The 25,512-nt window shown below is 61.0% G+C and carries 20 protein-coding genes and 1 pseudogene; 3 read left to right on the forward strand and 18 right to left on the reverse strand.

Annotated features, from left to right (window positions below):
- Window positions 1-297 precede the first annotated feature (297 nt).
- The 5 genes from hpsH to J0909_RS02450 form a co-directional block, all read right to left on the reverse strand.
- Window positions 298-1,233, reverse strand: a complete 936-nt coding sequence (gene hpsH / locus J0909_RS02430; protein ID WP_207260187.1) for a (2S)-3-sulfopropanediol dehydratase activating enzyme — start codon at window positions 1,231-1,233, stop codon at window positions 298-300.
- An 80-nt stretch (window positions 1,234-1,313) separates the two neighbouring features.
- Window positions 1,314-3,794 (reverse strand): (2S)-3-sulfopropanediol dehydratase, encoded by a 2,481-nt coding sequence (gene hpsG, locus J0909_RS02435; RefSeq protein WP_207260189.1) that lies wholly within the window; start codon window positions 3,792-3,794, stop codon window positions 1,314-1,316.
- Window positions 3,795-4,211: 417 nt separating this feature from the next.
- Window positions 4,212-6,107 (reverse strand): TRAP transporter large permease, encoded by a 1,896-nt coding sequence (locus J0909_RS02440; RefSeq protein WP_207260190.1) that lies wholly within the window; start codon window positions 6,105-6,107, stop codon window positions 4,212-4,214.
- Between the two features lie 80 nt (window positions 6,108-6,187).
- Window positions 6,188-7,210, reverse strand: a complete 1,023-nt coding sequence (locus tag J0909_RS02445) for a TRAP transporter substrate-binding protein (protein WP_286181699.1) — start codon at window positions 7,208-7,210, stop codon at window positions 6,188-6,190.
- 365 nt (window positions 7,211-7,575) lie between these two features.
- The gene (locus tag J0909_RS02450) at window positions 7,576-8,412 is read right to left on the reverse strand and encodes an amidohydrolase family protein (RefSeq protein ID WP_207260191.1); all 837 of its coding nucleotides are present in this window, start codon (window positions 8,410-8,412) and stop codon (window positions 7,576-7,578) included.
- A 131-nt stretch (window positions 8,413-8,543) separates the two neighbouring features.
- Here J0909_RS02450 and J0909_RS02455 point away from each other — a divergent pair, with 131 nt between their 5' ends.
- The gene (locus tag J0909_RS02455; RefSeq protein ID WP_207260192.1) at window positions 8,544-9,281 is read left to right on the forward strand and encodes a sulfite exporter TauE/SafE family protein; all 738 of its coding nucleotides are present in this window, start codon (window positions 8,544-8,546) and stop codon (window positions 9,279-9,281) included.
- Window positions 9,278-10,717 carry a sigma-54 interaction domain-containing protein gene (locus J0909_RS02460; protein WP_207260194.1) on the forward strand — a complete coding sequence of 480 codons (1,440 nt, stop codon included), beginning with the start codon at window positions 9,278-9,280 and terminating at the stop codon, window positions 10,715-10,717. The genes J0909_RS02455 and J0909_RS02460 overlap by 4 nt, the downstream gene beginning before the upstream one ends.
- An 88-nt stretch (window positions 10,718-10,805) precedes the next feature.
- Here the strand turns inward: J0909_RS02460 and J0909_RS02465 are convergent, their stop codons facing one another.
- The 7 genes from J0909_RS02465 to J0909_RS02495 all read right to left on the reverse strand — a co-directional run bounded on the left by J0909_RS02465 (window position 10,806) and on the right by J0909_RS02495 (window position 18,695).
- Window positions 10,806-12,683 (reverse strand): methyl-accepting chemotaxis protein, encoded by a 1,878-nt coding sequence (locus J0909_RS02465; RefSeq protein WP_207260195.1) that lies wholly within the window; start codon window positions 12,681-12,683, stop codon window positions 10,806-10,808.
- A gap of 300 nt (window positions 12,684-12,983) precedes the next feature.
- On the reverse strand, window positions 12,984-13,667 hold the full coding sequence (locus tag J0909_RS02470; RefSeq protein WP_286181700.1) for an AbrB family transcriptional regulator: 684 nt from the start codon (window positions 13,665-13,667) through the stop codon (window positions 12,984-12,986).
- A 117-nt stretch (window positions 13,668-13,784) separates the two neighbouring features.
- The gene (locus J0909_RS02475; protein ID WP_207260198.1) at window positions 13,785-15,083 is read right to left on the reverse strand and encodes an inorganic phosphate transporter; all 1,299 of its coding nucleotides are present in this window, start codon (window positions 15,081-15,083) and stop codon (window positions 13,785-13,787) included.
- 14 nt (window positions 15,084-15,097) lie between these two features.
- Window positions 15,098-15,748, reverse strand: coding sequence for a DUF47 domain-containing protein (locus J0909_RS02480; RefSeq protein ID WP_207260199.1), 651 nt, complete (start codon window positions 15,746-15,748; stop codon window positions 15,098-15,100).
- 158 nt (window positions 15,749-15,906) lie between these two features.
- Entirely contained in the window at window positions 15,907-17,484 is a 1,578-nt protein-coding gene (locus tag J0909_RS02485) for an SLC13 family permease (protein ID WP_207260200.1), read from the reverse strand.
- An 87-nt stretch (window positions 17,485-17,571) separates the two neighbouring features.
- A complete protein-coding gene (locus tag J0909_RS02490) occupies window positions 17,572-18,207 on the reverse strand; it encodes a hypothetical protein (protein WP_207260201.1) in 636 nt (211 codons plus the stop codon).
- Window positions 18,208-18,230: 23 nt separating this feature from the next.
- Window positions 18,231-18,695, reverse strand: a complete 465-nt coding sequence (locus J0909_RS02495) for a CYTH domain-containing protein (protein ID WP_207260203.1) — start codon at window positions 18,693-18,695, stop codon at window positions 18,231-18,233.
- Window positions 18,696-18,814: 119 nt separating this feature from the next.
- On the opposite strand from J0909_RS02495, the gene J0909_RS02500 reads away from it, so the two are divergent.
- A complete protein-coding gene (locus tag J0909_RS02500; protein WP_207260204.1) occupies window positions 18,815-19,744 on the forward strand; it encodes a LysR family transcriptional regulator in 930 nt (309 codons plus the stop codon).
- A 243-nt stretch (window positions 19,745-19,987) separates the two neighbouring features.
- Here the strand turns inward: J0909_RS02500 and J0909_RS02505 are convergent, their stop codons facing one another.
- The 6 genes and pseudogenes from J0909_RS02505 to J0909_RS02530 form a co-directional block, all read right to left on the reverse strand.
- The gene (locus tag J0909_RS02505; RefSeq protein ID WP_207260206.1) at window positions 19,988-21,760 is read right to left on the reverse strand and encodes a hypothetical protein; all 1,773 of its coding nucleotides are present in this window, start codon (window positions 21,758-21,760) and stop codon (window positions 19,988-19,990) included.
- A gap of 516 nt (window positions 21,761-22,276) precedes the next feature.
- A complete protein-coding gene (locus J0909_RS18525; protein ID WP_207260208.1) occupies window positions 22,277-22,771 on the reverse strand; it encodes a 4Fe-4S dicluster domain-containing protein in 495 nt (164 codons plus the stop codon).
- A gap of 360 nt (window positions 22,772-23,131) precedes the next feature.
- Window positions 23,132-23,359 (reverse strand): annotated as a pseudogene (locus J0909_RS18530) (4Fe-4S dicluster domain-containing protein); the annotation flags it as partial.
- Window positions 23,328-23,975: a TorD/DmsD family molecular chaperone gene (locus J0909_RS02520; RefSeq protein WP_207260209.1), complete on the reverse strand. Its 648-nt coding sequence runs from the start codon at window positions 23,973-23,975 to the stop codon at window positions 23,328-23,330. The gene J0909_RS02520 and the pseudogene J0909_RS18530, both read right to left, overlap by 32 nt.
- A gap of 46 nt (window positions 23,976-24,021) precedes the next feature.
- Window positions 24,022-24,888 (reverse strand): dimethyl sulfoxide reductase anchor subunit family protein, encoded by an 867-nt coding sequence (locus tag J0909_RS02525; protein WP_207260210.1) that lies wholly within the window; start codon window positions 24,886-24,888, stop codon window positions 24,022-24,024.
- A 1-nt stretch (window position 24,889) separates the two neighbouring features.
- Window positions 24,890-25,510: a DMSO/selenate family reductase complex B subunit gene (locus J0909_RS02530; RefSeq protein WP_207260211.1), complete on the reverse strand. Its 621-nt coding sequence runs from the start codon at window positions 25,508-25,510 to the stop codon at window positions 24,890-24,892.
- Window positions 25,511-25,512: the final 2 nt, after the last annotated feature.

The raw sequence follows: 25,512 nt of genomic DNA on the forward strand, positions 1-25,512 counted from the left end.
GGGGGCCTCGCCGTCGTCGCCGGAGCCGTACCCTGCTTGCGCAGTGATTTTTCCGCAAAAAGGACAAGCTGCACCGGGGCGAGGCTGCGCCGTCGTGAAGGGCGGGGCGCCGACAGGGGGGAGCGCGCTCCGGAAATTTCGAGTCTGCAATCGAGATGGAAACCAACGACCGAATCCTTCTCCGCCGTTGCGACCGCCCGGCCTCCACGGCGCGGAACGAAAAGGGCCCTCCCCGAAATCCGGGGAGGGCCCTGTCCATGCGGCGGGGAGGCTGGTCCGCCATGGTGTCGCCAGGCATTACTGGCCGTTTTTGTATTGTTCTTCCAATTTTTTGATTTCGATCACCAACTCGTCGTCCAGTTTGACGATGTCCGCATAGTCGTAGGTCCTGCCCAGGTTGGCGTATTTGGGTTGTCCCATGCGATGGAAGGGCAGGGCTTCGTATTCGCATTTCTCGCCGGGCAGGGACTTCACGAACTCGATGATCGCCTCGATGTCCCCCACCGTATCGTTGAAGCCGGGGATGACCGGGGTCCGGACCCGGATCGGCACGCCGGGACGGGCTTCCTTGATCTTCACGAGGTTCTCCCGGATGCTTCGGCCGGTGTGGCCGGTCTTTTCCCTGTGTTTCTCGTCATCCATGGATTTGATGTCGTACAGGAAGTTGTCCACGAACGGCAGGCAGGACTCGACGACTGCCCAGGGGGCCTGTCCGCAGGTCTCCACGGCGGTGTTGATGTGACGTCGCCGGGCTTCGCGCAGCAGGGCCAGGGCGAAATCGGGCTGGGCGAAGGGTTCGCCGCCGGACAGGGTCACCCCTCCGCCCGAACGGGCGTAGAACCGTTCGTCCTCCTCCACCCTGCGCAGGACCTTGTCCACGCTCTGTTCCTCGCCGTAGACGATGATGGCGTTGCCGGGGCAGACGCAGGCCAGGGCGAAATCATCCCCCACCATATCGTGGTCCATGCGGATTTTGCCGTCGTCGCCCACGGTGATGGATCCGTCGGCGCGGTGATTCAGGCAGTGGGTGCATTTGTCTGCGCCGATACAGTTGTTGCTGTTGTAGGCGATCTGGGGGGCGAACGCCTGCGATTCGGGATTGGAGCACCATGCGCAGTGCAGGGGGCAGCCTTTCATGAACACGATGGTTCGAATGCCCGGCCCGTCATGGACGGAGTACTTCTGGACACTGAATACGGTCCCGGTCGTCTTCTTGTCTGAAATGGAGCTCATTGCGTTTCCTCGTCCCTCGGAAAAGGTGTGAAAAAGGGACAGGAGTTTCCCCCTGTCCCTTATGGACTGACAGTTGCCGGTTAGATGGTTTCGTGGGCGGTTCTGGCGATCAGGTCGTCCTGGAGGTCCTTGGACAGGTCGCAGAAGTAGGCGGAGTATCCGGCGATGCGCACGATCAGGTTGCGGTACTGCTCGGGATGCTGCTGCGCCTTGATCAAGGTCTCGGCGTTGATGACGTTGAACTGGATGTGCCACAGGCGCAGGTCGCAGTAGGCCCGGATCAGATCGACCAGCTTGCGGGTGCCTTCCTCGCCCTCCAGGCATTTGGGCGTGAATTTGATGTTGACCAGGCGGGCGGCGCGCTCACGGTGATTGAAGTTCTTGGTGGTGTAGTTGGACATGAGGATGGCGGTGGGGCCGTTCTTGTCCGCGCCGTGGGAGGCGGAGGAGCCGTCGGACAGCGGGTACCAGGCCACGCGGCCGTTCGGGGTGGCGGAGACCACGCGGCCGAAGGGCACATGCGAGGTGAAGGGCACGTAGCGGACGTCCAGGTGCACGCCCAGCTCGTCCTGGTACTTCTCGGCGAATTCGACGCTTAGGGCGTCGACGTACTTGCCGATCTCATCGGCGTACGGGTCGTTGTTGCCGTAGCAGGGGGCCGTCTTGAGCAGGGCCTGGACATCCTCGTAGCCCTTGAAGTCGGCCTTGCAGGCGTCGATGACCTGCTGCATGGTCAGCTTCTTGTCCTCGAAGACGAGCTTCTTGATGGCGGCCAGGGAATCGACGACCGTGCCGAAGCCGATGACTTCGAAGTAGCCGAGGTCGATGCCCTCGGGAACGTCGGGCTGATGGATGTCGATGCAGTGCTTGCGGCAGAGGGCGTGCATGGCGTCGGCCAGCGGCGCGGCGAAGTGGTCCTTGCGCAGCTTGATGACGCTGACTTCCTGCGCGAAGCCGTGCTTGAGCAGGTTTCGGTGCTGGACGGTGTAGGCGGCCAGGAAGTCGTCGAAGGTCTCGAACAGGCAGGGGTCGCCGGTGGCGGGAGCGAGTTGCCGGTCGCCGTACTTGAGCATCTTGCCGTTGTACAGGACCATTTCCACGGCGGCCGCGAAGTTGATGTAGGGGCAGCCGGACGTGTAGGTATCCCGGTTGGGCATGCGGATTTCGGCGCAGCCGGAGATGGCGTAGTCGTAGATCTCCGAGAACTTGGCGCCCTTGGCCAGGTGCAGGGGGATGACTTCCTCGTCGTTGATCAGCTTGGGGAAGCCGGAGCCTTCCTTGATGGTTTCCGCGATCTCGGCCAGGAACCGCTGGGGCGCGCGGGCGTGGATGCGGGCCGCCAGGTCGGGGTAGTGGTGCGGGAACTCGCGCTTGGAGCGCAGGAACAGGTAGGACAGTTCATTGGTGGCGTCGAGGCCGTCCTTGGTCTGGCCACCGATGGTCACCGCTTCCCAGTGGGCGTAGCCTTCGTTGAAGTCGCCGCCTTGGGGGGAGATGTAGAGGTCGATGAACTGGGCCATGCTGACGAACATGCATTCGATCAGCTCCATGGCCTTGACCTCGTCCATGGTGCCCGCCTCGACGTCCTTTTCATAATAGGGGTAGAGGTACTGGTCCATCCGGCCGTTGGAGACGATGGTGCCGGTCTTCTGCTCCAGGCGGGAGAACATCTGGGTGAACCACTGGGACTGCACGGCCTCGTAAAAGGTCTCGGCCGGATGCTCGGGGACCTTGCTGCAAATGCGGGCCATTTCCCGCAGCTCGGCCTTGCGGACCGGGTCCTTTTCCTCGCTCGCCTTCTGCTCGGCCAGGGCGGCATGACGGTTGGCCCACAGGATGACGGCGTCGCAGACCAGGATGATGGCTTCGATGAAGGGCTTCTTCTCCACGTTGTCCACCGGGGAAAGCGGATCAAGGGCGTCGAGCTTTTCCTGCATTTCCTTGCGGATGCCGCCGAAACCGCGCTTCAGGATGACTTCGTAGTCATGCACCCACTGGAGGCAGGAGCGGAAGGAGGAGGTTTCATTGACGATGTACCGGGAGTGCAGACCATCGGGGTCGTTGTAGGTCAGGGCGTGGGTCTCGGGGGCGAACGCTTTGTTCAAGGCCTCATGGTAGGTCTTGCCCTTCCAGTATGGGGCGATCTCGTGGACGACGACGTCGGCGTCGGCCTGGGAGATGGTGAACGGAGAGCTTTCACGGTTGGGCAGTTCCTTGAGGGCCAGGTCCAGGAAGTCGCCGTCCAGCTCGGGGTAGAGGATGCCGTAGCGGCCCTGGGCGCCGGCGCGGCCGCAGAGAAGGTTGTCGTCGTCGATGTAGACGTCGATGTTCTCGGCGATGTTGTACAGGGCCTTGGCCCAGCGCAGGGTCAGATGCTCGCCTTCCGTCTCCTGCATGGACTTGGTGAAATACAGGGCGCGCTGGATGTCTATGGAAGGGGTCAGGTTCTCGATGCTTTCAAGAATCTTGAACACGCGTTTGTGGGTTTCCCTATACGGGTTATCGAGTCCCTTGAGCTTGTTTTCCAACATCTGTTCTTGGTGTGAAAGGCAGCATTCCATCTGTCTGTTCTCCTATTGATGTGTTTAAATTATTGCTTCGGTTGCCCCGGCCGTCCGGGCGGTATGATCCCTACTTAAGCATAGTTTGTGCCAATATATTCTGACAGCTAACATGCTTGAATATAAATGCTTTTTTGCATACTGCCGAAGAGGATTTCCTTCGGGGCGCCGGCATGGTGCGGGGGTGCACCATTTTCCGCGTGAAATGAGTTTTATCAAATAAAAAAAAGTAGATAGTTGCATGTTGCGTTTCGGCATCCGTGGGAAAAACGGTGCAAAATAGAAACATGATTCCTAGATAGCCCTCAACGCGCTTTTATAAATGAATTTTTCTTGTTGGATCTTGAATTGCGGCGCGCACAAGAAAAAGCCCTGCGATTGGTCGCAGGGCTTTTTCAATGTGGTTGTTCGGGGGGGTCAGCGGAGGACGAACATGGATATTTCCGGGATGTAGGTCACCAGCAGCAGGACGACGATCATCAGGGCGAGGATCGGCCAGATCTGCTTGCTGATGTCGTCCAGCTTCACCTTGGCCACGCCCGAGGCGACGAAGAGGTTCACGCCCACCGGCGGGGTGATGAACCCGATGGCCAGGTTGACGACCATGATGATGCCGAAGTGGGTCGGGTCGATGCCGACCTGTGTGGCGATGGGCAGCAGGATGGGGACCAGGATGACGATGGCCGCCAACGCTTCCATGAACGTGCCGATGAACAGCAAAAACGCGTTGAAGAGCAACAGGATCATGATCTTGCTGTTGGTCAGCCCCAGGATGTACGAGGCGATCTGCGCGGGAATTTCCTCCACGGTCATGATCTGGCCGAAGACCTTGGCCATGGCCATGAGAATGATGATGATGGCCGAAGTGGCGCAGATGTCCAGCATCGTGGGGATGATGTTGTGTCTGTTCAACCCCTTGTAGACGAACATGCCCACGATCAGGCCATAGAAGGCGGCCACGGCGGCGGCCTCCGTCGGGGTCATCAGGCCGCTGTAGATGCCGCCGAGAACGATGACCGGGACCATGAGGGCCAGCTTGGCGTCCCAGATGGCCTTGACGAAGGTGCCGAAGGTCCGGGTCTTCTTCTCGCCCATCCAGCCCTTTCGCTTGGAGATCCAGTAGCTGTAGCCCATGAGCACCAGGCCGGTGAGCACGCCGGGGATGATGCCCGCGAGGAACAGGTCGCCGATGGAGGTCTGGGACGCGATGCCGTAGATGACGAAAGGATTGCTCGGGGGAATCATGACGCCGATGGCGCCGCCCGCAGCCACGATGGCGCAGGCGAAATAGGTGTTGTAGCCGCGCTCGATCATGGCCGGGATGGTCAGGGAGCCGATGGCGGCAACGGTGGCCGGACCGGAACCGGAAATGGCGGCGAAGAACATGCAGGTGGCTACGGAGGCCATGGCCATGCCGCCCGGGAGCGCGCCCAGCATTTCATCGGCCAGGTTGAGCAGTCGGGTGGACAGGCCGCCCGCGCCCATGAAGATGCCCGCCGCCACGAAGAAGGGGATGGCCATGATCGGGAAGCTGTCAATGGATGTGAAGCTGATCTGGGCGATGTAGCCGAGGTCGATGGTGCCGGTGGCCAGGATGGTCAGCAGCGAGGCCAGGCCCAGGCTGATGCCGATGGGGACGCCGATGGCGATGACCACCAGGAAGTAGCTGAACAGGACGATGGTCGCCGAAGGCTCGAAATTCTCGAAGGCCTGGAAGTCCGGCAGGTACCACAGAATATAAGCCGGAGCGATGATGACGGCGCTGACGGCCACGGCGATGGCCAGGTCCTTCATGCCGCAGGTTTTCACTTCACGGTAGATGTCCTGGAACAAGCGCAGGCTGATCAGCGCAAAGCCCAGGGGGATGATGCTGTAGGGAATATAATAGGGGATCTGCATGGCCGGGGCCATCTGGGGGTAGCGCATGCCCTCGCCGATCATGTGCACGCCCAGGCAGGTCACGTAGAGGCTGAGGAAGAGAAAGCACAGGTCGTTGACGACCCAGAATATGCTCTGCCATCTGGGATTGAATTTGTCGTAGAGAATGTTGACGCGGATGTTGTCCCGGTTCTTGATGGCCAGAGGCACGGCCAGATAGGATATCCAGATGAAGATGAAGCGGGAGAGTTCCTCGGTCCAGACCGCGGCGCTGGCTGTATCCGAAAAGTTGACGATCAGGTACCGATAGGCGGTCTGGAACGTGATGATCAGGATGATCGCCAGAAGCCCGATACACAGAAAGGGCTTCTCCGCGTTGTCGTCAAGCCAGGCCAGCCAGCCTGTTTTGTTGGGGGCAGTGGGGGACGTGGTCATTCTGCGATCCTTTTGACCCGCCGCGTCGCTCCTTGCCGGATGGAGCGGCGCGGCGGGGTATGTCGTTTCCGTGTTCGGGGTTATTGCTGGGTGGCGGCGATCATGTCAAAGAGCTCGGCCGGGATGTCCTGGCGGAACTTGTCCCAGACGGGGCGGGTGAGTTCCTTGAACTCGGCCAGTTCGGGATCGGTCAACTGGTGGATCTGGATGCCCTCGTCGAGCATCTTCTGGGTGGCCTTGGCCTCCAACTCGGTGGAAATGCCGCGCTGGTAAGTCAGGGCTTCCCGGGCCGCCTGCTTGATCCATTGCTGCTGCTGGGGCTTCAAGCCCTTCCACCACTTGTTGTTGCACATGAGGATATGCATGCTGTAGTTGTGCCGGGAATCGACGGCGTACTTGATGACCTCGTCGTGCTTGGCGTCGCAGAGCAGGGAGAAGGTGTTGCCTTCGCCGTCCACGGTGCCCTGCTGCATGGCGGTATAGACCTCGGCCCAGGCGATGGGGGTGGGGTTCATGCCGAGGGCCTTGGCGGTTTCAACCTCGACAGGGGAGGCCGTGGTGCGCACCTTCAGCTTGGCCAGGTCGGCGGCCTTGGTGATGGGCTTGTCGGAAGTCACGAAGTTGCGGTAGCCGTATTCGCTGAACATGATCGGGCGCAGGTTGATCTCCTCGGCCAGGTCGTCGAAGTATTTGCCCAGCGCGCCGTTGTCGAGAGCCGCGTACAGGTTCTTCTGGTATTTCCGGTTGGTTACGTACGGAAGGTCGAATATAAGGAATTTTTTGGAGAAGTTGGCCATGTTCGGGGAGGAACTGGAGGCCATTTCAATGGAGCCGCGCTGGGTCGCTTCCATGCCGTCCCGGTCCGAGCCCATCATGCAGTTGGGGAAGAGTTGGACTTTGATCTGGCCGCCGGAGATGTCTTCCAGGACCTCTTTGAATTTTTCGTATCCCAGGGTCACGTTGTTGCCCGGAGCCATGGGATGGGCCAGGCGGATTTTCAGCTTGCGGGCGTGGGCCGTGCCGGGGGTGGCGCCCAGGACGAAGATCGCGCAGATGAAAAGCATGCCTGCGATCAGGCCTTTTCGGGCTAAAGACTGTGTCATCGGTTCCTCCATGTTTTCGGTTGGGGTATGGTCCTTTTTTCACATGGTTAGCAAGGAGCATTCCATGATGCCGCCGAGGCGGCGAGGACGAATTACTGTCGGGTTGTCTAGATTTTTCCAGGCGTTTCCGGGAGAGAAGGTCCGCCCCCTCTCTCCCGGAAAGCGGCTATTGATGTCGTATTGCACCGTGGTGTTGTGCCGGAATTCACATTTCCCGATTACCGCCATGATTTCCTAGGATATTTTCCCGATGTTGCGATATTGCACCATGTTGCAAAAACGAGACATCAGTGTAACCTGTTGATATAACAGAATTCATTCTGATGGGATTCTCGGAAGATTCTGTTACCAGTTGGCATGCCGGATTACAAACCCAGGATACGGGCCGCGTTTTTGTACATGACCTTTTCGTAGACGTCCTTTTCAAAGGGCAGATTCGCGTATTTTTCGAGCTGTTCGCGGTAGTCGATGAAGGGGTGGGCCGAGGCGAAGAGCATCTTGTCGGAGATGAGTTCGTTGGCGGCCTTGGTGTAGGCTTCGGCGTGGGGCCACAGCTCGTATTCGGACATCTCGATGAAGACGTTCTTGTTGCGCTGGGTGACGATGATGGCTTCGGAAACCCAAGGGTAGCCGCCGTGGCTCATGATAATCTTGAGCTCGGGGAAGTCCCGGGCCACGTAGTCGATGAAGCGGGGGGCGACGTGGTCGATCACCGCGCCGGGAACGAAGCTGGCGGTGCCGGTGGTCATGATGATGGGAATCCCGAGTTCGCAGCACTTTGCGTACACCGGATAATACTTGGCGTCATGGGGATAGATTTTGGCCAGATAGGGATCGATGGCCGCGCCCTGGATGCTTTCGTTGTTCTTTACCGCCTGCTCAAGGTCGCGGATGGCGGCCATGCCCTTGTGCGGGTCGATGCCCCAGAACCCGACGAACGTATCGGGCGCCTGCTTGCAGAACTCCAGCAGGCTGCCGTTGCCGTTGGCCATGGAGGCGTAGGTCGTTTCGCAGTCGCGCCCGGTGATGACGGCCTTGATAACGTGGTGCTGCTCCAATCCCTTGATGATGTCGTCAAAGGGTTCCGGGCGGCATTTGTCGAAGTGGGTGGCCTCGCACAGGTCTTTGAACATGGCGCTGGTGGCGATGCCGTTGACTACTTCCGGGGTATGGGGCCTGAATCTGAAATCAATAACATTCATTAGGATCGCTCCTTTGAGGGTTTTGTGATCAAGTTTTCGGGTAAAAGCAAAAAACAGGCCAATAATTTGGGCCTTTTCCGGCCTGGTTTTTGCTTTTGTGATCCCCAAAACGCTCAAAACGCGAGATTGGAATGACATTGATCGTTTTCGCCGTATCCTGGTGCATCGCCGGGTTTGTGAACCACGTGGTGGGGCTGGGGGCCGCCATGGTGGCCATGCCCATCGTGGTCCATTTCATCCCCCTGAGCCTGGCCGTGCCCAGCTCCACGCTGATCGTGCTGGTGCTGAACCTCCAGCTCGCCTGGAGCTACCGGCAAAGCATACGCTGGGCGCATCTGGCGTATGTCTTTGTGGGCTGCGTCCTGGGGGTGGTGGCCGGGATTTATCTCATCAGGACGTTGAACAACGAGTGGCTGAAGGCGCTGATGGGCCTCTTTCTCATCGTTTACGCCGTGTACTCCCTGTTCTTCGAGAAGCGGGAGCCCCGGAGCATACGGCCTGCGTGGGGCATTCCCGTGGGGGTGTGCTCGACTTTTTTCGGTACGGCCTTCGGCTTTAACGGGCCGCCTCTGGCCGTGTTCTCCACCCTGTCCGGCTGGAACGCGGGCGAGGCCAAGGGCTTTCTCGGCGCGGCCTTCATCCTCAGCGGAACCGCCATCGTCGGCGGTCAATGCCTGGCCGGGCTGCAAACCGCGCAGACCCTGACTTATTTCCTTTTGGCGTGCCCGGCCTCGCTCCTGGGCGGCCTCCTCGGCATCCGGTTTTCCCGGCGGTTCGCCTCGAAGTCCAACCGCCGTCTCCTGCTGTGCGTGTTGCTTTTTGCCGGGATCTCACAGATACTGTCCACCTTTCAGGAGTTTTTCCAATGATTCTCGAAACACCCCATCACCAGCACATCCTACAGAAGCGCAAAAGCCTGATTGCGACATATCTTTGCCATATTTTCGATACCTTGAACGATGGGCTTTACATCACGGACAAAAACGGCGTGACCCTGGCCGTGAACGCCATGTATGAGAACCTCACCGGGTTGAAGTCCCAGGATATTTTGGGAAAGAACGTCTCGGATCTTGTGGCCCAGGGGGTCTTTGACGTGGCGTTGAACGGCGAGGTGGTCCAGACGAAGAAAACCGCCACGGCCGTCCAGATCAACCGCAAGACCCGCAAGGTTATCCTGGTTGCCCATCCCATTTTCGACTATGACGACGACGTCGAGATGGTCGTTACTTACGTGCGCGACATCGCACTCATTTCCCAGCTCAAGAACCAGGTTTCGGCCCAGCGGCAACTGATCGAATCCTTCCAGTACGGCATCTGCCAGGAAAACTCCTCCCTCTATCTGACCCCCAAAAGCCAGATCATGCGGGAGTTGTTCCGTCAACTGCACAAGATCGCCAAGACCGACGCCACGGTGCTTTTCCTGGGGGAAACCGGCGTGGGCAAGGACGTCATGGCCAGGGAGCTGCACAACAACAGCACCCGCCGGAACAATTCCCTGGTCAAGGTCGATTGCACCTGCATTCCCGAGAATCTCATCGAATCGGAACTGTTCGGCTATGCGCCGGGGTCCTTTTCCGGGGCCGATCCCAAGGGCAAGGCGGGGCTTTTCGAGATAGCGGACAAGGGGACCCTGTTCCTGGACGAGATCGGCGAGTTGCCCCTGCCCATGCAGGGCAAACTCCTGCGCGTGCTCCAGGATGGCGAAATCAAGCGGGTGGGGGCCACCTCGGCCAAGAAGGTCAACGTCCGGGTCATCGCCGCAACCAACCGCGATTTGGCGGAGGAAGCGGAGAATGGGGATTTCAGGCGTGATCTCTTTTACCGGCTCCAGGTGGCGGTGATCAACATCCCGCCGCTGCGCGACCGGGGCGAGGACCTGCTGGAGCTGATCTATTTCTTCCTCGAACAGTTCAACGTCCGCTACAAACGGCGCGTCCGCCTTTCGGCCATGGCCGAGGAACTCATGCTCAGCTACGGCTGGCCGGGCAACCTCCGCGAACTGGAGAACCTGATCCACAGCCTCGTGGTCACCTGCGACAGCAACATGGTCCAGGTGGAGGACCTGCCGTGCACCATCGTGGCCAAGAATGCGGCGATGGATTCGCGCAATAGCATCACCCTGGGGCTGAATAATTTCAAAGGCCAGGATTTCAAAACGATAATGGGCCAGCTGGAAACGCAGATCCTGAAAAACGCGGTCTCGGCCTATGGGTCCATTCCCAAGGCCGCCAAGGCCCTGGGCCTGAACAGGAGCACCGTCTTCAGAAAATTGCAGAAGGCGGAGCCCGCCGAATCGGAAGAATAGGCGACGCCGCGTCCGTCCTGGCGGCAGCAAAAAAGCCCCATGGCGCGCCATGGGGCTTTTTTATATAAGGATTGTCCGTCCGGACCGGCTAGAACTTCTCGAATCCCTCGGTGCCGTCGCCATCTTCCCGGGTCGCGCCGGGGAGGGCTCTTGGGCGGGACGGCTGCGCGATCAGGGGGCGTTCATACTTGTCGATCTTGAAGAACGACATGGATTTCTTCAGGTAGCCCGCCTGCGTGGTCAATTCCTCCGAGGTCGAGGCCACCTGCTCGGAGGCTGCCGCGGTCTGCTGGATGACTTGATCCAGTTCCTGGACCGCCCGGTTGACCGTTTCGGCGTTGGCGCTCTGCGCGTCGGAGGCGTCGGTGATGGCGACGACGAGCTCGGCAGTGTGCTTGATGTCCGGGACCATCTTGTCGAGCATGGTGCCCGCGTCCTCGGCGACGGACACGCTGTGGACCGAGAGTTCGCTGATCTCCGCGGCCGCGCCGCCGGATCGTTCGGCCAGCTTCCGGACTTCGGCCGCCACGACGGCGAATCCCTTGCCGTGCTCCCCGGCGCGGGCCGCCTCGATGGCGGCGTTGAGGGCCAGCAGGTTGGTTTGGCGGGCGATCTCTTCGATGATGGAGATCTTGTCCGCTATCTTGCGCATGGCCTTCACGGTCTCGTCCACGGATTTGCCGCCCTTTTCGGCGTCGATGGCGGAAGAGCGTGAAGTCTGTTCCGTCTCCTTGGCGTTTTCCGCGTTTTTGCCGATGGTTGCGGCCATCTCGTCCATGGATGCCGCGACCTCCTCGACGTTGGCCGCCTGCTCGGTGGCTCCCTGGGCGAGGGCCTCGGAAGTGGCGGACAATTCGTGGGCGCTCCTGTTGACGCTGTCGACCGCGCGGCCGACTTCGCCGACGACGTGCCTGAGCCGGTCGCCCATTGCCCGCATGGTATGCATCAACTGTCCGATTTCATCTTCCCGGGTGGAGCCGGATTCCTCCATGGCCCGGAGGTCGCCGCCGCCTATGCGTTGCAGGGTCGCTTTGACCGATTCCAGCGGTTTGAAGATCAGCGACGAAGTGAAGTAGTAAACGATGAGCGCGGACAGCAGCAGGGCGACGATGGCCATGATCGTGTTCAGGTAGAGATTCTTGGTGGAGTCGGCCTTGATTTCGGCCAGCCTTTCATAGGTCCATACCTTCCAGTTGAGCCCGTCGATGACGTATACGCTGCCCTGGTAGGCCTCGCCGTCGATGGTGAATTGGATCTGTCCCGCCGTGGAGCGGTCGGCGTACTTCTTGAGGGAGGGAACGATTTCCCACAGGCTTTTTCCGATATGCTCCTTGTTCGGGCTGGCCATGATGTAGCCGTCGTTTCGTGTCAGGAATATATCTTTGAAATCGAGTACGTTGTTCGTGAATTTGGTGATGTCGGTCAGGCCCAGGTTAATGCACAGGGTACCCCAGACAGCTCCGTTCCGCAGCAGGGGGACGCCTACCGCCATGACCGTTGCGCCGATGGACGAGGTGTAGGGCGTCGTCATGATGCGCTTCTCCCCGGCCCAGATGCGTTTGTACCATTCGCGCTTCACCGCCTTAGCCTTGAAGTTGGGGATCAGTCCCCTGGGCTCGGCGGTGTAGGTGGTGCCGTCCTTCAGGCTATAATAGGCTTCCCCCACGCCAGTCTGCTGTCTGAGCTGGTCCAACAGGTCGATTCGGTATTCATTCAGGGCCGTTTCATCCTGTTGCTGCACCACGTTGAACATCCGCGCCGCAAGCTCCAGGGAGGTGAAATACATCTCCGTCTTTTCGGAGACGGCCTTGCCGACTGCCCTTGCGATGGTGTCGAGGCTCTCCGTTTTCATCTTCTCCGAAGATTCGCTGAAGCTTCGGTACGAGACCGTGCTCAGGATGACGACGACCAGCGTGAAGAACGCGACCATCGCCAAAACCATTTTACTTTTAACACTGATTTTCATGGGTCACTCCTCATCAATTCATAATGGATATTGATCCGCGAATTAACCGATTCTGTATAATACATTGTTTTTATGGCGTTTTCGGCTAAATCAAATGCATGTCGATATACAAGAAAGGTGCCAGGGGCAAGGGCAGTGACGATTTCCGCTGAAATTATAGTTCCCCGATATGATAGTTGTTTTCTGATGGTGCGCGGCTTGGCGCGCGTTGAGGCGTTAAGGGAGGGCCTCGCGAAAAAGGCCGGCGGTCCCACGACCGTCGGCCTTTGTGACGTTGCCGAGTTTTATCCTCGGAGCCGGCTAGAAAAACATGCGGCTGATGCGCATGATCGCCGGGGCGAGGAGGATGACCAGGATGACTCGGGTCATGTGAAAGGTCAGGACCAGGAAGATGTCCACGTTCAGGCCGCCCGCCATGCCGGTCATGGCTGTCATGGCGCCGGGGCTGGTGCTGATGAAGGCCGTTCCCGGGTCGATGCCCCAGAATTTGGTGAAGACCACGGCCATGACGCTGCCCAGGAGGATCAACAGCAGAGCCGAGATCAGGATGGGCACCGCGTAGTGCCCGAGCTGTTTGAGCATGTCCGGGGAGAAGCTCGAACCGACGGTGGCGCCGACCACGATCTGGATGAAAAACGACCACTGCTTGGGCAGGGCCAGGGGAGCCGCCAGGCACAGCTTCAGGAGGATGACGCCGAGCATGGCGCCTATGATGATGCTGCCGGGTATGTTTAGGCGACTGGCGAGCAGACCGCCCGCAAGGGCGGCTCCCATGATCAGTGCGAGATGGATGAGTTGTTGCATTGTATCACCCCGGGGAGCGGTGGCCTGTCCGCTGTTTTTTCTCGCCCGAAGGCAAGGGCCGATTGTTGTCGAGGATGTCGTGTCCGGCCGCCGACGGACGACGATGTCCACCGGGGGCCGGGGAGGACCTGTAGCCCTGTCCCGCCTCGTTGGCAACCGTCTTTTGCGGTCGGGCCCCATGCGCGGGGGCGGACGGCCGGGCCTGTCACCCCGCTCCGGCCAGGGGCGGCAGGGTCAGGGATGCCGCCAGGATGAGGATCAGGAATGCGGCCCCGGCGACCCAGTGTCTGTGCCGGCTCACGGCGCCACCCTCTGCTCCGTGACCCGAACGCCCTCGTACCCGGTGACGCCGTCCGCCGGAGGCTCGCCCAGTCTGGCCGAGTCCAGGATCCGTCGCAGGTCCGCTTCGGGGTAGACACGCACCCGGTCCAGTCGGTCCTTGAACTCCCTGGCGTTGGGGAAGGTGTGCCCGACCAGTTCGTCCAGCCCGGCGACGTCCACGGCCGGGGTCAGGCCTTGAATCTCGGCCGAGGTCAGCCGGTAACGCTCGGGGCGGTAGGTCTGGAGCATGAACACGTTTTGCAGGAAGAACAGGGAAACGAAGCAGATGACCGCGGCCAGCACCGGGGTCACCGCCCAACTGCTGCATATGGCACCCACCGTGCGCCAGCGGATGGCGCGCCCGCCCTTGAGCAGGCCGATGCCGATGACCGCGCCGACGATGGCCTGGGAACTGGATACCGGGACCAGGGGGATGGCGGGCAGACCGACGGAGACGAAGGCGTCGCTCAACTCCTGGGAGGAGAAGATGGTCAGAACCAGGGAGTGGGAGACCACTACGATGAAGGCGGCCACGGGCGAGAGCTTCATGATGCCTCCGCCCCCGACGGTCATGATGACCTTTTTGGAATAGGTGAACACGCCCAGGGCGATGGCCAGGCCGCCCAGGAAGAAGAGCTGCTGGGCCGCGGACAGGGTGACCAGGTTGAAGAGATTGATCTCCGAGAAGTTGGAGATGGGCACGAATACGCCCATGACCGTGGAGATGTTGTTGGCCCCCAGGGCGTAGGAACCGAAGATCCCGGCCGTCAGCAGGCCCATGCGGGTCAGGAAGTCCTGGGTGAGCATGTGCGGCTTGGTCCAGCGGAGCAGTCGGCGGCACAGGAGGTACATGAGCATGGAGAAGAGCGCGGCCAGGATCGGGCAGAAGACCCAGGTGGACAGAATCCGGGTCAGCGCGCCGTAGTCGATGAGCGAGCCCGAGAAGAGGTTCCAGCCCACGATGGACCCAACGATGGTCTGGGAGGTGGACGCCGGATAGCTCGCCTTGGTCATCAGGAACATGGTCACGGCCGAGGCCAGGGCGACCATGAAGGCCCCGGGCATGGCGTTGATGGAGCCCAGCTTGCCCAGGGTCTCGGAGGCGCCGCTTCCGCTGATCACCGAGCCGAGGATGACGAAGACGCTGCACCAGATGGCGGCGGTGCGGAAGCGGATCATCCGGGTGCCCACGGCCGTGCCGAAGACGTTGGACATGTTGTTGGCGCCCAGGGACCAGCCCAGGAAAATGCCGCTGGAGAAGAAAATGGAGGTCATTTCCGGCCTTTCTCCTACAGCGAGCGCTTGATGACGTAGATGGCCAGCTTGTCGGCGACGTCCTCGGCCTTGTCCGCGATCTTGTCCAGGCTGCCCGTGTAGTCGCGCAACTGCATCTTGTGGCTCAGGCGCAGGGTGTCGTCGCGGAAGATGTCCCGCTGCAGGCGCGAGACGATCTTGTCGCACTCGGTTTCCCAGAAGGAGACCTTGTGCATGTGGTTGGTGATCGTGGACAGGTCCTTGAAGAAGGCCCGGGCCGAGAGGACGATGGCTTCGGCGGTCTTGATGACGTTGTCGCTCAATTCGAGGATGCCCGCGTGAAAGCGTTCGGGGATCTCGGGGGATTCGATCTCGATGCGCCACAGCGCGCCCTTGAACCCGCCCAGCAGGTAATCCAGGCTCTCCAGCAGCTCCAGCACGTCGCCGCGCGATTCGGGAATGAGGGTCTTGGAGTACAGGGCCGTCTCGATGGTCCGGCGCAGTTCGTCGCCCCGGTGTTCCTTGCGGGTGATGTCGATCAGTTTGGCCTCGAAGCCTTCGGCGTCGCCCGTCAGATAGGACTCGGTGCCGGACTTGAAGATCAGCCCGGATTCACTGATTTGATTCAGAAATTCGTCTATTTGTCTTTGGATTTTGATGCTGGAGCGCAGAATGTTGATTCCCATGATGCAAATCCCGGAGGTTGGAAGGTTTGAGACAACGGTCGATCGCCCCCGGGCGGATCGACCGGGAAGAAAGTTCACGGCTCCGGAGGCGGAGTCGCGATATGACAAGGAGGTCCGGCGCGGAGGCGGGGTGGACCCTCCGCGCCGGGAAGGGGGCACTACCAGAGTTTGCTGTCGAATCCCATGAGGGGCATGACGTACTGCACCCAGGGGACCAAACACAGCATGACGACGGTTTGCATCACGACGCCGTATTTGAATGACTCGAAACTGGAGTAGTGGTTGGCGAGGTAACAGATGGTTGCCGGTTTGCTGTTGAAGTAGAGGACATAGACCTGGTTGATCAGGAAGGCCATGGGCAGCGCGAAGCCGAGCACGTCCCACCCGAAGTTCTGGGCGACGCCGATGATGATCGGGAAGAAGATCATGGTCCGCGCGGTCTTGCTTTGGTTCAGGATGGACGAGTAGTTGAACAGCGTGGCGAGGACCATGAAGATCAGGAGCTTGTTGGGGTCGCCGTTGAGGCCCATGGAGTCAAACAGGTTGTTGATGCCGATGCCGACGATGTTCGTGGCCTTGATGCCGCCGCCCAGGACGTAGGCACCGAAGCTGAACATGAGCAGGTGCCAGGGGATGTCGGTGTTGTTCCAGTCGATGACGCCGATCTTGGGAAGGCGGGAGAAGGACGGCAGCAGGCAGATGCCCGCGCCGGTCAGGGCCACCGCCGTGGCGCTCAGTCCGTGCAGCTTGTCCGTGGCCCAGAAACCGAGGACCAGGAGAAAGATCACGGCGGCCTTGATTTCATTCAGGGTCACGGGACCCATCTTTTCCAGTTCGCTGCGAAGCCGGTCCAGGCCGCCTTCGATAGAGGGATAGTTCTCTTGGCCCCGGATCGGAAAGACGAACCTCACGCCGATCAGCCAGCCCAGAATGAGCACGATGAAGGCCAAGGGGGCCAGAGCCACGAACCAGTCCATGTAGAAGATTTGGGCGCCCGCGCCCGCCAGCATGCTGGCGGCCACCAGGTTGGCGGCGGAACCGGTCATGTAGGCGCTGCACGACACGTTGATGCCGAGCAGGTTCTGGAGCACGAGGTTGCGGGCGAAGTTGTTGCGCGAATCGCCTCCCGTTGCGCCGTAGATGGCGCTGATGACCATGAAGATGGGCATCAGCAGGGCCGCCTTGGCTGCGGTGGCGTTGATGAACGCGCCGAGTATCAGGTTGAGGATCAGGAAGGTCCAGAAGACGGGCGTCGCGCGATGGCCCGCCTTGATGATGAATTTCAGGGCCAGCCGTTTGGCCAGGCCGGTGGCCACCAGCATGCTGGCGAGGATGAAGCTCGCGATGTTGAGGATCATGACCGGATGGCCGAAGAAGGCGTAAGCCGCCTTTTCCTTGAGGATACCGGAGAAGACCACGGCGAGGATCAGGAATATGGAGGTCAGGTAGTTGGGGATGGCTTCCGAGATCCAGAGGATGAGGGATGCGCCGAAGATGCCGAGCATGGTGTAGCAGTGCGCGGCCGGGACCTTGGTCTGTGTTGCGAAGGATTGTACTTCGAAGAATTGGAAATGGAACAGGCAGAAGAAAAGCACGGCCAGCGGAACGCCGACCATCTTGATTTTTTCCATCAAAGGCCCGGCGGGAAGCGTGGGCAGCTTCTCCAGCGTGTAGTTACGCATGTCCAGGGGATCAAAAGAGACACTGTCGGAAACTGTTTTTGGGGCAGCGGTCATGTCATTCTCCTTCCATCATCGGCACCCGGGGCCCTCACCGGCCCCGGGGGGTCTCTTTCGCACGGTGCTCGGGGCACCAGCAGATATTTACACCATTCCGATGACGCTCTTTGCGGCTTTGAGGTAGTTTCTGTTCTCGAAGGAACCGATTTCCAGTGCTTCAATGGCCTTGGTCATGCCTGCGTAATCTTCGCTTTCGCAGCAGGCGGTCTCCAGGACGGCGCCGTTGAACTCGATGATGCCATATTCGCAAATGATCTTGTCCACGGAGAAGCCGAAGCGCTTCTTGAACACGGACACTGCGGCCAGGCCGGGATGGGCGTTCACGATGGCGATGAAGTCGTCGAGGGTGTACTCATCCTTGGTCAGATCCACCTTGGCCTTCATGTTTTCAAGGATGGTGGCCACTTCGGCCCTGCCCACCGGGAACTGGAACTTGCCGCGCGGCTGGAAAATCTCGTAGCCGTTCTCTGTCTCGCCCACCTTGGTCTTGATGTCGAGCAGGCCGTCGCGGACCTTGACGTTGGCCTCGTTGGTGTAGGCGGACAGGAAGTAGGTTTCGCGGCTTTCGCGGACCTTGAAGAGCTTGGCCTGCGCCTTCCACATGGATTTCTTCACGATGTCGAGGATGCCCTGGCCGAAAACGCGGAATTCCGCGCGGGGGACGATTTTCGAGGCTTCTTCGGCCGAAGTGGCCGTGTTGGCGGTGTATACGTCTGTCATACTTTTCTCCGGATGCTCAGTGGTTACCAGGTGGTGTACGGGTTGGCGACCAGGTTGGAGTTGTAGTAGCGGGGGTCGCCGGTGACTTCCTCGCCGACCCAGGAGGGTTTTTCAAAGGCCTGGTCTTCGCTCTTGAGTTCGATCTCGGCGACTACGAGGCCCTTGTTGACGCCGAAGAACTCGTCCACTTCCCAAATGAATCCGCCGAACTCGATCTTGTAGCGGGCCTTTTCGATGATCGGCTGCTCGGCCAGGTTGTCGAGCATCTCGGTGCAGTCGCTGTGCGGAATCTCGTATTCGTATTCCACGCGGGTCGCGCCGGTGGTGATGCCCTTGATGGTCAGAAAGCCCTTGTCGTCGATGGTCCGGACGCGGACGGTACGCTCCTTGGCGCTGTTCAGGTACCCCTGACGGTAGTGGGTGCCCTTGGCCAACTCGCGCCAGTCGTCGCCGACCAGCAGGAACTTGCGTTCGATTTCTTTAGCCATTGGATTCTCCGATAAAAGTTTTGAGACAATGTTTGGTTGTTCAACAATGGACATTTATTACCGCGTCATTTATGATAAAAACAAATAATATCTAAGCATAATTGGTATGACGTGAAGTTATGAATGAGACATCGCTGAAAGTATTCATGGCCGTGTGCGAGACCGGCAGTTTCACCAAGGCGGCCGGGGAATTGTTCATCACTCAACCAGCGGTCAGCCGTCATGTGCAGGCCCTGGAACACCGCTACGGGGTGGACCTGTTCGAGCGTCGGGGGCGGAGCATCGAGCTGACGCCCAACGGGGAGATCCTGCGGGCCAAGGCGCGGGAGCTGTTTGCCCTGCACGCGGAGGTGGAGTCCTTGTTCGACGACATAGTCGAACTCCGGCGCGGGCGGATCACCATCGCGGCCTCGGCGGCCATCGCCACTTACCTGCTGCCGCCGGCCATCGCGGCTTTCCGCACGCAGTTCCCGGGCGTGACTATCGAACAGCTCTCGGGCAACACCCACGTGGTCAAGCAACTCGTCGGCGACGGCGAGGCGGATATCGGTTTCGGCGGGGCCGCAGGCGTGGAGAGCCGACAGCTTCTCTGGGCCATGGTGCACAAGGAACGGTTGGTCATCGTGACCCGCACCGACAGCGAGATTTGCAAGAAATCGGTGGTCACCCCGGAGGACATGCGGGGATATCAGTTCGTCTGGCGCGAGAAGGGCACGCAGACCCGGCTCTACGTGCGCGAGCTGTTCAAGAACACGCCGATGCAGGAGCCGGGCGTGGTGGTCAACCGCGTGGCCACGGCCAAGCGGTTCGCCCAGGTGGAGGGTTGCCTGACGGCCCTGCCCTATTCGGCGGTCAAGCGGGAGGTGGACGACGGCAGGTTGGCCATCCTGAACGTCAAGGGGTTCGATTTCACCATGGACTTCAATGCGTTCGTCAACGCCAACCGTCGCCTTGGCACGGCCTGCCAGGCCTTTTTGCAACACCTGCTGAACCGGGCCGACTTCACCAATTCACGTTCCCTCAAGAAGCTTCTCCATCTCACCGGGTAGGGGCGGCGGACCGCACTGGGCGCATGAAAGGGGGATGTCTTTCGTTGACGCCTTTTCGCAAACGAGAAAGGCCGCGCCGGATGCGGTGCGTTTCGAAGGGAGCCCCCCGGGCGGATGAATCGCGGCGAAGGCGTCCGATGCTCGCCGCGTGACGGCTTTCGAGAAAAAAGGCTCCAGGCCGGGAATTCCCTGCCTGGAGCGCGAGTTAGAGCCGACCCTCTAGTTGGCGGTCTTGCCGCCGGATCATTTCATCAGCGTCGGGGTCCGTCCACGTTTGACGTTGACCTTGAGGAAGGCCGCGTTGGCGTCGCCCACGGCATTGACGGCTGCGCCCCGGTTGGCCAGGGCAGCCACGATTTTTTTCAGTTCGGTCCGGTCCGGGCCCGCGAAGGCCACAAGTACCCCGTCCTTCATGCCCGCAATGACGGCCGAGCAAGGGCCGGAACCCGGACCGTCGAGCACGACCACCGGAAGCGCCTTGCCGTTCTCCTTCACCAAGGTCTGACGAACCGAACCGGCGGCGGCCCGCTTCCCGTAGGTTGCGGCGACCTTTTCGGCGGCGGAGTCCGTTTTGCCCAGCAGGACGTTCACGGTGCCGTCCGCGTTGCGGCATTGCGGTCCTTCCAGCGCCTTCAGGAAGTCGTCCGAGGCGTGGAACCGTCCGGAGAGGCCGAGGCTTATTTCGGTTTTGGACGCGCCTGGATCGGCCGCCAGCAGGCCGTTTCGCTTGAGCGTGGCGGACAACCATCGGTCGCGGGCGTCCAGCTTGGCCTTCTTCGCAATGTCGCCGGAAAAGCCGATTTCGGCCAGTACGGGAACGGTGTCGCCCTTGACGGTCCAGACCTGGAGCTCGACTCCCTTGCCTTTGAACTCGCCTTGGATGATCGAGCCCTTGAATTTACCCATGCTCATGACCGGGCTCGCGCCGATATTGGCCAGGCCCTGGGCGCGCAGTCCCCGGGTGAGCGCATAGAAGGCGGGGTCCCGCCGTTCGAGGAGCGCGAACACTTCGGCGGGCGTTGTGGTAGTCAGGTCGAGGTCGTCCCGGCGCACAGGGGTGTCCACGGAGTAGGAATAGGCCTCCTCGCCGAAGAACGCGTCGATTTCGCCGCCCGGCTTCCGGCCGAAGAACGTGACCTTGCCCACGTCGGCGCTGCGGGATTTCAGCGTGATCTTGGATTTTTCCGGCTTCTTGAGGTCGAAGCGCACGCGCAGGACCTGGTTGCGTTTCTTTAGGTAGCGGTCATAGGTGTCGATGTAGAACCCTTCCTTGTATGCGGGCTTGTTCTTCCACTTGATGAAGGGGGTTTTCTCCATGAACGCCTTGGACAGCTTGCCCGTGCCCGGAATCAGCGCTCCGGCGGGATCGAGCTGGTAGTGATATTCGATGTCGGTCATGTCGCCCTTGGTGGCGAACTGTTGCCTGGCCCCGTACTGGGGCAGGTACTCCACCTTGACCGCGGAAACGCCGGGGGCCAGGGAAGCGAACAGGGAGGCGGCGTTCTTCAACTGGGCCTCGGTACGGTCCGCGCGCCCCTTGCTGAAACGGCTGGACTTGTTGTTCATGACCCAGGCGTTCTTTTCGTGAAAGAGCTCACCGGCGATGCGGGCGGGTTCGCCTCCCACCAGGGCCGCGTGGCCGTACTTCTCGCTGTATCCGTCGCCTTTGACCGAGCCGTCTTCGGGGCGGACGAAACCGTGCCGGTAGGTCTGTCCCCAGGGCGATTTGGCTTCTTCCCCGAGAATGAAGCGGCCGTCCTTGTCGATGATCCAGATGTAGTCCGTGTCCTCGTCCACGAAGAGGGGAGTCTCGGGGCTTGCTATCTGCATGTAGGGATTGGTGGCGACCCTGCCCGAGTAATCCGTATCGTAATATTTCAGGTAGCCGGGAGCGGAAAGCGCTCCGAATCGGCTGTCCAAGTCCGATCCGGCGAATGCCGTCGCGGCGACGGACGCCGCCAGCAGGGCGGCGGCGCAAAACCGGACCGCCGACCGCATGAAGCCAACACTGTGCATAACACGACCTCTTTGGTGAAAGGGTGAATGGGGACCTAGGGCCTGAATCGCTATCGAGCCGTCCTGAACCGGTATACTCCCGAGGGAGCGTCCACGACGTGGTCATTGCCGCTGATCAGGAGGAACGTGCCGTCGTCCATGAACGCCATCCCTTCCACCTCGGAGGGCATGGCATGCGTGGTGCGGTCCCTGGAAGACGAAACTGCCGCCCGGGCGGTTCTTGCGACGTACTGCAAGGCGCCGCTCTTTTGCTATACAAGGCCAAGCAATGACACCCTATCGGCATGGAAGGAAGGTGGTCCAATACCGTCTCGACATGTATCGCATGCGGGAAAGACATGAATAACGGCGTTTCTTGGCCAGAAAACGGGAATATTCGGGGCGTGCGGATTGCGATCCGCGCTATCCCCGTTGTTCCGCGTCGTTGGTGGAAAAGGCGGGAGGATGACTACAGTTTCAATTCGCTGTTTGTGACCGTGTGAAATGCCGTGCTGCCAATGGGCAACCGCCCGAGGGTCAGGATGCGTCGTTCAGCATGTGGAGTTTGCGGGCGCAGACGGGGCAGAGCCCGTTCTCGTCCAGGGCGGCCGTTTTGGCTCGGCACCGTTTGCAGGTCCCGGTATCGCCCCGGAACAGCACCCGGGGAGAGGCCGCAAGGGATTCGAGGCTTGCCGGAGAGAGGGAGAGAACGCTCGGCAGGCAGACCTTGACGCAGGCTCCGCAGGCGACGCAGAGGGCGGGGGTGAACGTCAGCGTCCGCACGCTGTCTCCGGTCAGCGTTAGCGCCCCGGTCGCGCAGGCTTTGGCGCAGGCCCCGCAGGCCGTGCAGTTGCCGTTGCTTCGCATGGTCCCTGCAGCCATCCCGCCGGGGAGGGGCCCCCGGGCGTCCAGCGTTCGCAAGAGCCCGGCCAGCGATGCCCGTTTGCCTGTGCCGGGGGTCGGGGCCTTGGCGGCGGATTCGGTCCGGCCGCCACGCAGCAAGCCCAGGAAATTTCTTCGAGAGAGCGACACGTCGCCTTCCCGCCGTGGGGGCGCGTCGCTTTTTAACGTCGTCTTCACGGCGAAGGGCTGTGCCGGGGCGTCCTTCGACCGGGCCAGGACGGCTTCGGCCTGGGCCAGGGTGGCCGTGAAGGTGTTGTTCCCGTCGCCGTTTTGGCAGGCGGAGCAATCCCCGGTGAGAAACGTGACGGTTCGCCTGTGGAGAAGCCAAAGGGCGAGCAGGGTCTCAAGCCCGAGGCAGGAAAGGCAGCCCTGGACCCGGTGCTCGCGCTGTTCGGTCGGCCCGGCTTGGGGGCAGCGCAGGACCTGAGCGGCGTGGCCCGTGCCTTTCGGGATATCCCGGAGCAGGACGGCCGCGGCCGGATGGGCCAGCGCCTCCGTGGGGCATACGGAGGCGCAGGCTCCGCAGCGTCTGCACGCATCGGCCTTGATGGCCGGTTCGCCGTGCAGACTGAGCGCCTCCGTCGGGCACGCCGCCAGACATCGTCCGCACCGGACGCCGAGGCGCTCCGGGCAGCGCGAGGGGGTGATGACTGGCGTATCGAGTATGGCGGCGTCCCGATGGAAGCTAGGCTTGCCCAGGTTGCAGGAGGTCGGCAGCCTGGGCCAGGGTGTCGGCGCAAAGGATGGAAACGGCCTTGTAGAAGGACGCGTTCTCGTGGTTGGCGACCACCTCCAGGAACCGGGTGGCCCAGCGCGAGAGGTGGGCGTTCACGAATCTGCCGGCCATGGCGAAGTGCTTGGCCGCGGCTTCCGTGTCGTCTTGCTCGGCGGCTTCGGCCAAACAGCCCATGACACCGCCGAGGAAGGATACTTCAAGGCCGAAGTGGTCGTCGGGCTCATGGTCGGGGTTGGGCGAGGCGAGGCCGTATTCGGCGTAGGCGTCGCGCACGTCGAACATGGGCCCGTCGAAGAGGAGCCGGTCCTTGGTGGTCCAGACGGATTCCCAAAGGGGAATGGCGTTGTCCGGGCCGATGAAGAGGGCGGCATATTCCGCCAGCAGCGCGGTCTGGGCCGCTTCGTCGTGGGTCGCGACGCCCTCCTTCAGGAAAAGCAGCGCCTCGGCCGAGTCCTCGTTCGACGGTTCGAGCGGCCATTCCTCAAAGACCTTGTTTTCGCGGACCAGTTCGATGAAACGGGCGTCCGGCGGTTCGATGAAGAGCCGGGCGAGGAAATTCAGTGTAAGGGCGCAAGCGCCGATGTTTGCTGCGTTCATGGTGTCCGTGGCGGCCCGGAGGCGAACCTCCGGGCCTTGTTTTCGTTTAGATGCCGATGCGCATGTAGGTCCCGTAGAACATCAGCCTGTCGATGATCTCCCCGGCCATGATCAGCGCGAGGGCGCACAGGGCGGGGTTCGTGGCCATGCGGAGCTGCTTGGCGCCGATGGCCTTGAGGCCGAACCAGGTGAAGATGCCGACGCCCGCGCAGATCATGGCGATGCGGACCACCAGCACGGTCAGCCCTTCGCCCGCCACCATGTCGAGGCCGCTGACTCCGAGGCTGTCGACACTGCTCAGGGCGACCATGTTCAGGACGATGGCGATGAACTTGAGGGCGAGGCCGACCTGCGCGGAGACGCAGAGCAGCCCGGTTACGGAAGCGCAGGGCTCGCCGCATTCCTTGCCGCTGTTCTCGATGCTGCCGATCACGCCGCAGACGACCGCTCCGGCCAGGAGCGTGGTCCCGTAGAAACTGAAGGCGGTGGCCACGGTGTTCCAGACGGGAACGGTTTCCAGCAGGTAGACCTTGGTCATGACGAAGACCGCGAACAGCCCCAGGAGCATGGCGAGCAGGGAAAGGGGTGCGGCCTTGGCCTCATCGTTGCGCATCCGCACGAAGGCGAGCGCGAGGATGGCGGCGAAGAAGGCGGACACGGACAGGATTTCCCGGCTGAGCCACGAGTGCCCGAGGTTCATGATGGTGAACACGCTGTGCAGGGGGGTGCCGAGGTGGGTCAGGGACAGGACCAGGCCGAGGGCGGTCAGGACGCATGCCACCGGAGTCTGCAGGCGCAACGCGGCGCCTTTTGCGCCGGAGAAGAGCCGGGCGCCTTCCGTTATGACCACGATCCCCACCGCGCTCTGAACGAGGATGGTGAACAGGACGAGGCTCCAATCACTGGAAAACATGCTACACCTCCTCGGGGTTGCTGATTTTGCCCATTCTCGAACCGCCGGGCTTGGCGGTCGGGCCAGGCGTGACGATGATGTTGGGCTGGGTTATTTTCGGATCGGGCAGGGGCGCGACGATGTTCAGTTTGCCGTACTTGGCGACAAGGTCCTCGTATTCCCCGAAGTCGAGCGCGCGACAGGGGCAGGCGGCGACGCAGGCGGGCTCCTTGCCCTCCTGGAGGTAGTCGCGGCAGAAGTCGCACTTGGTCATCTTGCCGATCTCCGGATTGTACTGGGGAGCGGAATAGGGACAGCCCCATTCGCAGTAGCGGCAGCCGACACATTTGTCGTGATCGACGGAGACGATGCCGTCCTCGCCCTTGTGCATGGCCGTGGTGGGACACGAGCGGACGCAGATGGGGTTTTCACAGTGGTTGCAGGAGATGGACAGGTAGTAGCTGAACACGTTTTGCGTGTACGTGCCGTCAGGGCGTTCCACCCACTCTCCTCCGACGTATTCGGTCACTCTCCGCCACATGACGCCGAGAGGCAGATCGTGCTTGTCGATACAGGCGACCATGCACGTCTTGCATCCGGTGCAGCGGGAGATATCTATATGAAAAGCTGGACGCTTCAACATGA

This window comes from Desulfovibrio sp. Huiquan2017, assembly GCF_017351175.1.
Lineage (GTDB): Bacteria > Desulfobacterota > Desulfovibrionia > Desulfovibrionales > Desulfovibrionaceae > Pseudodesulfovibrio.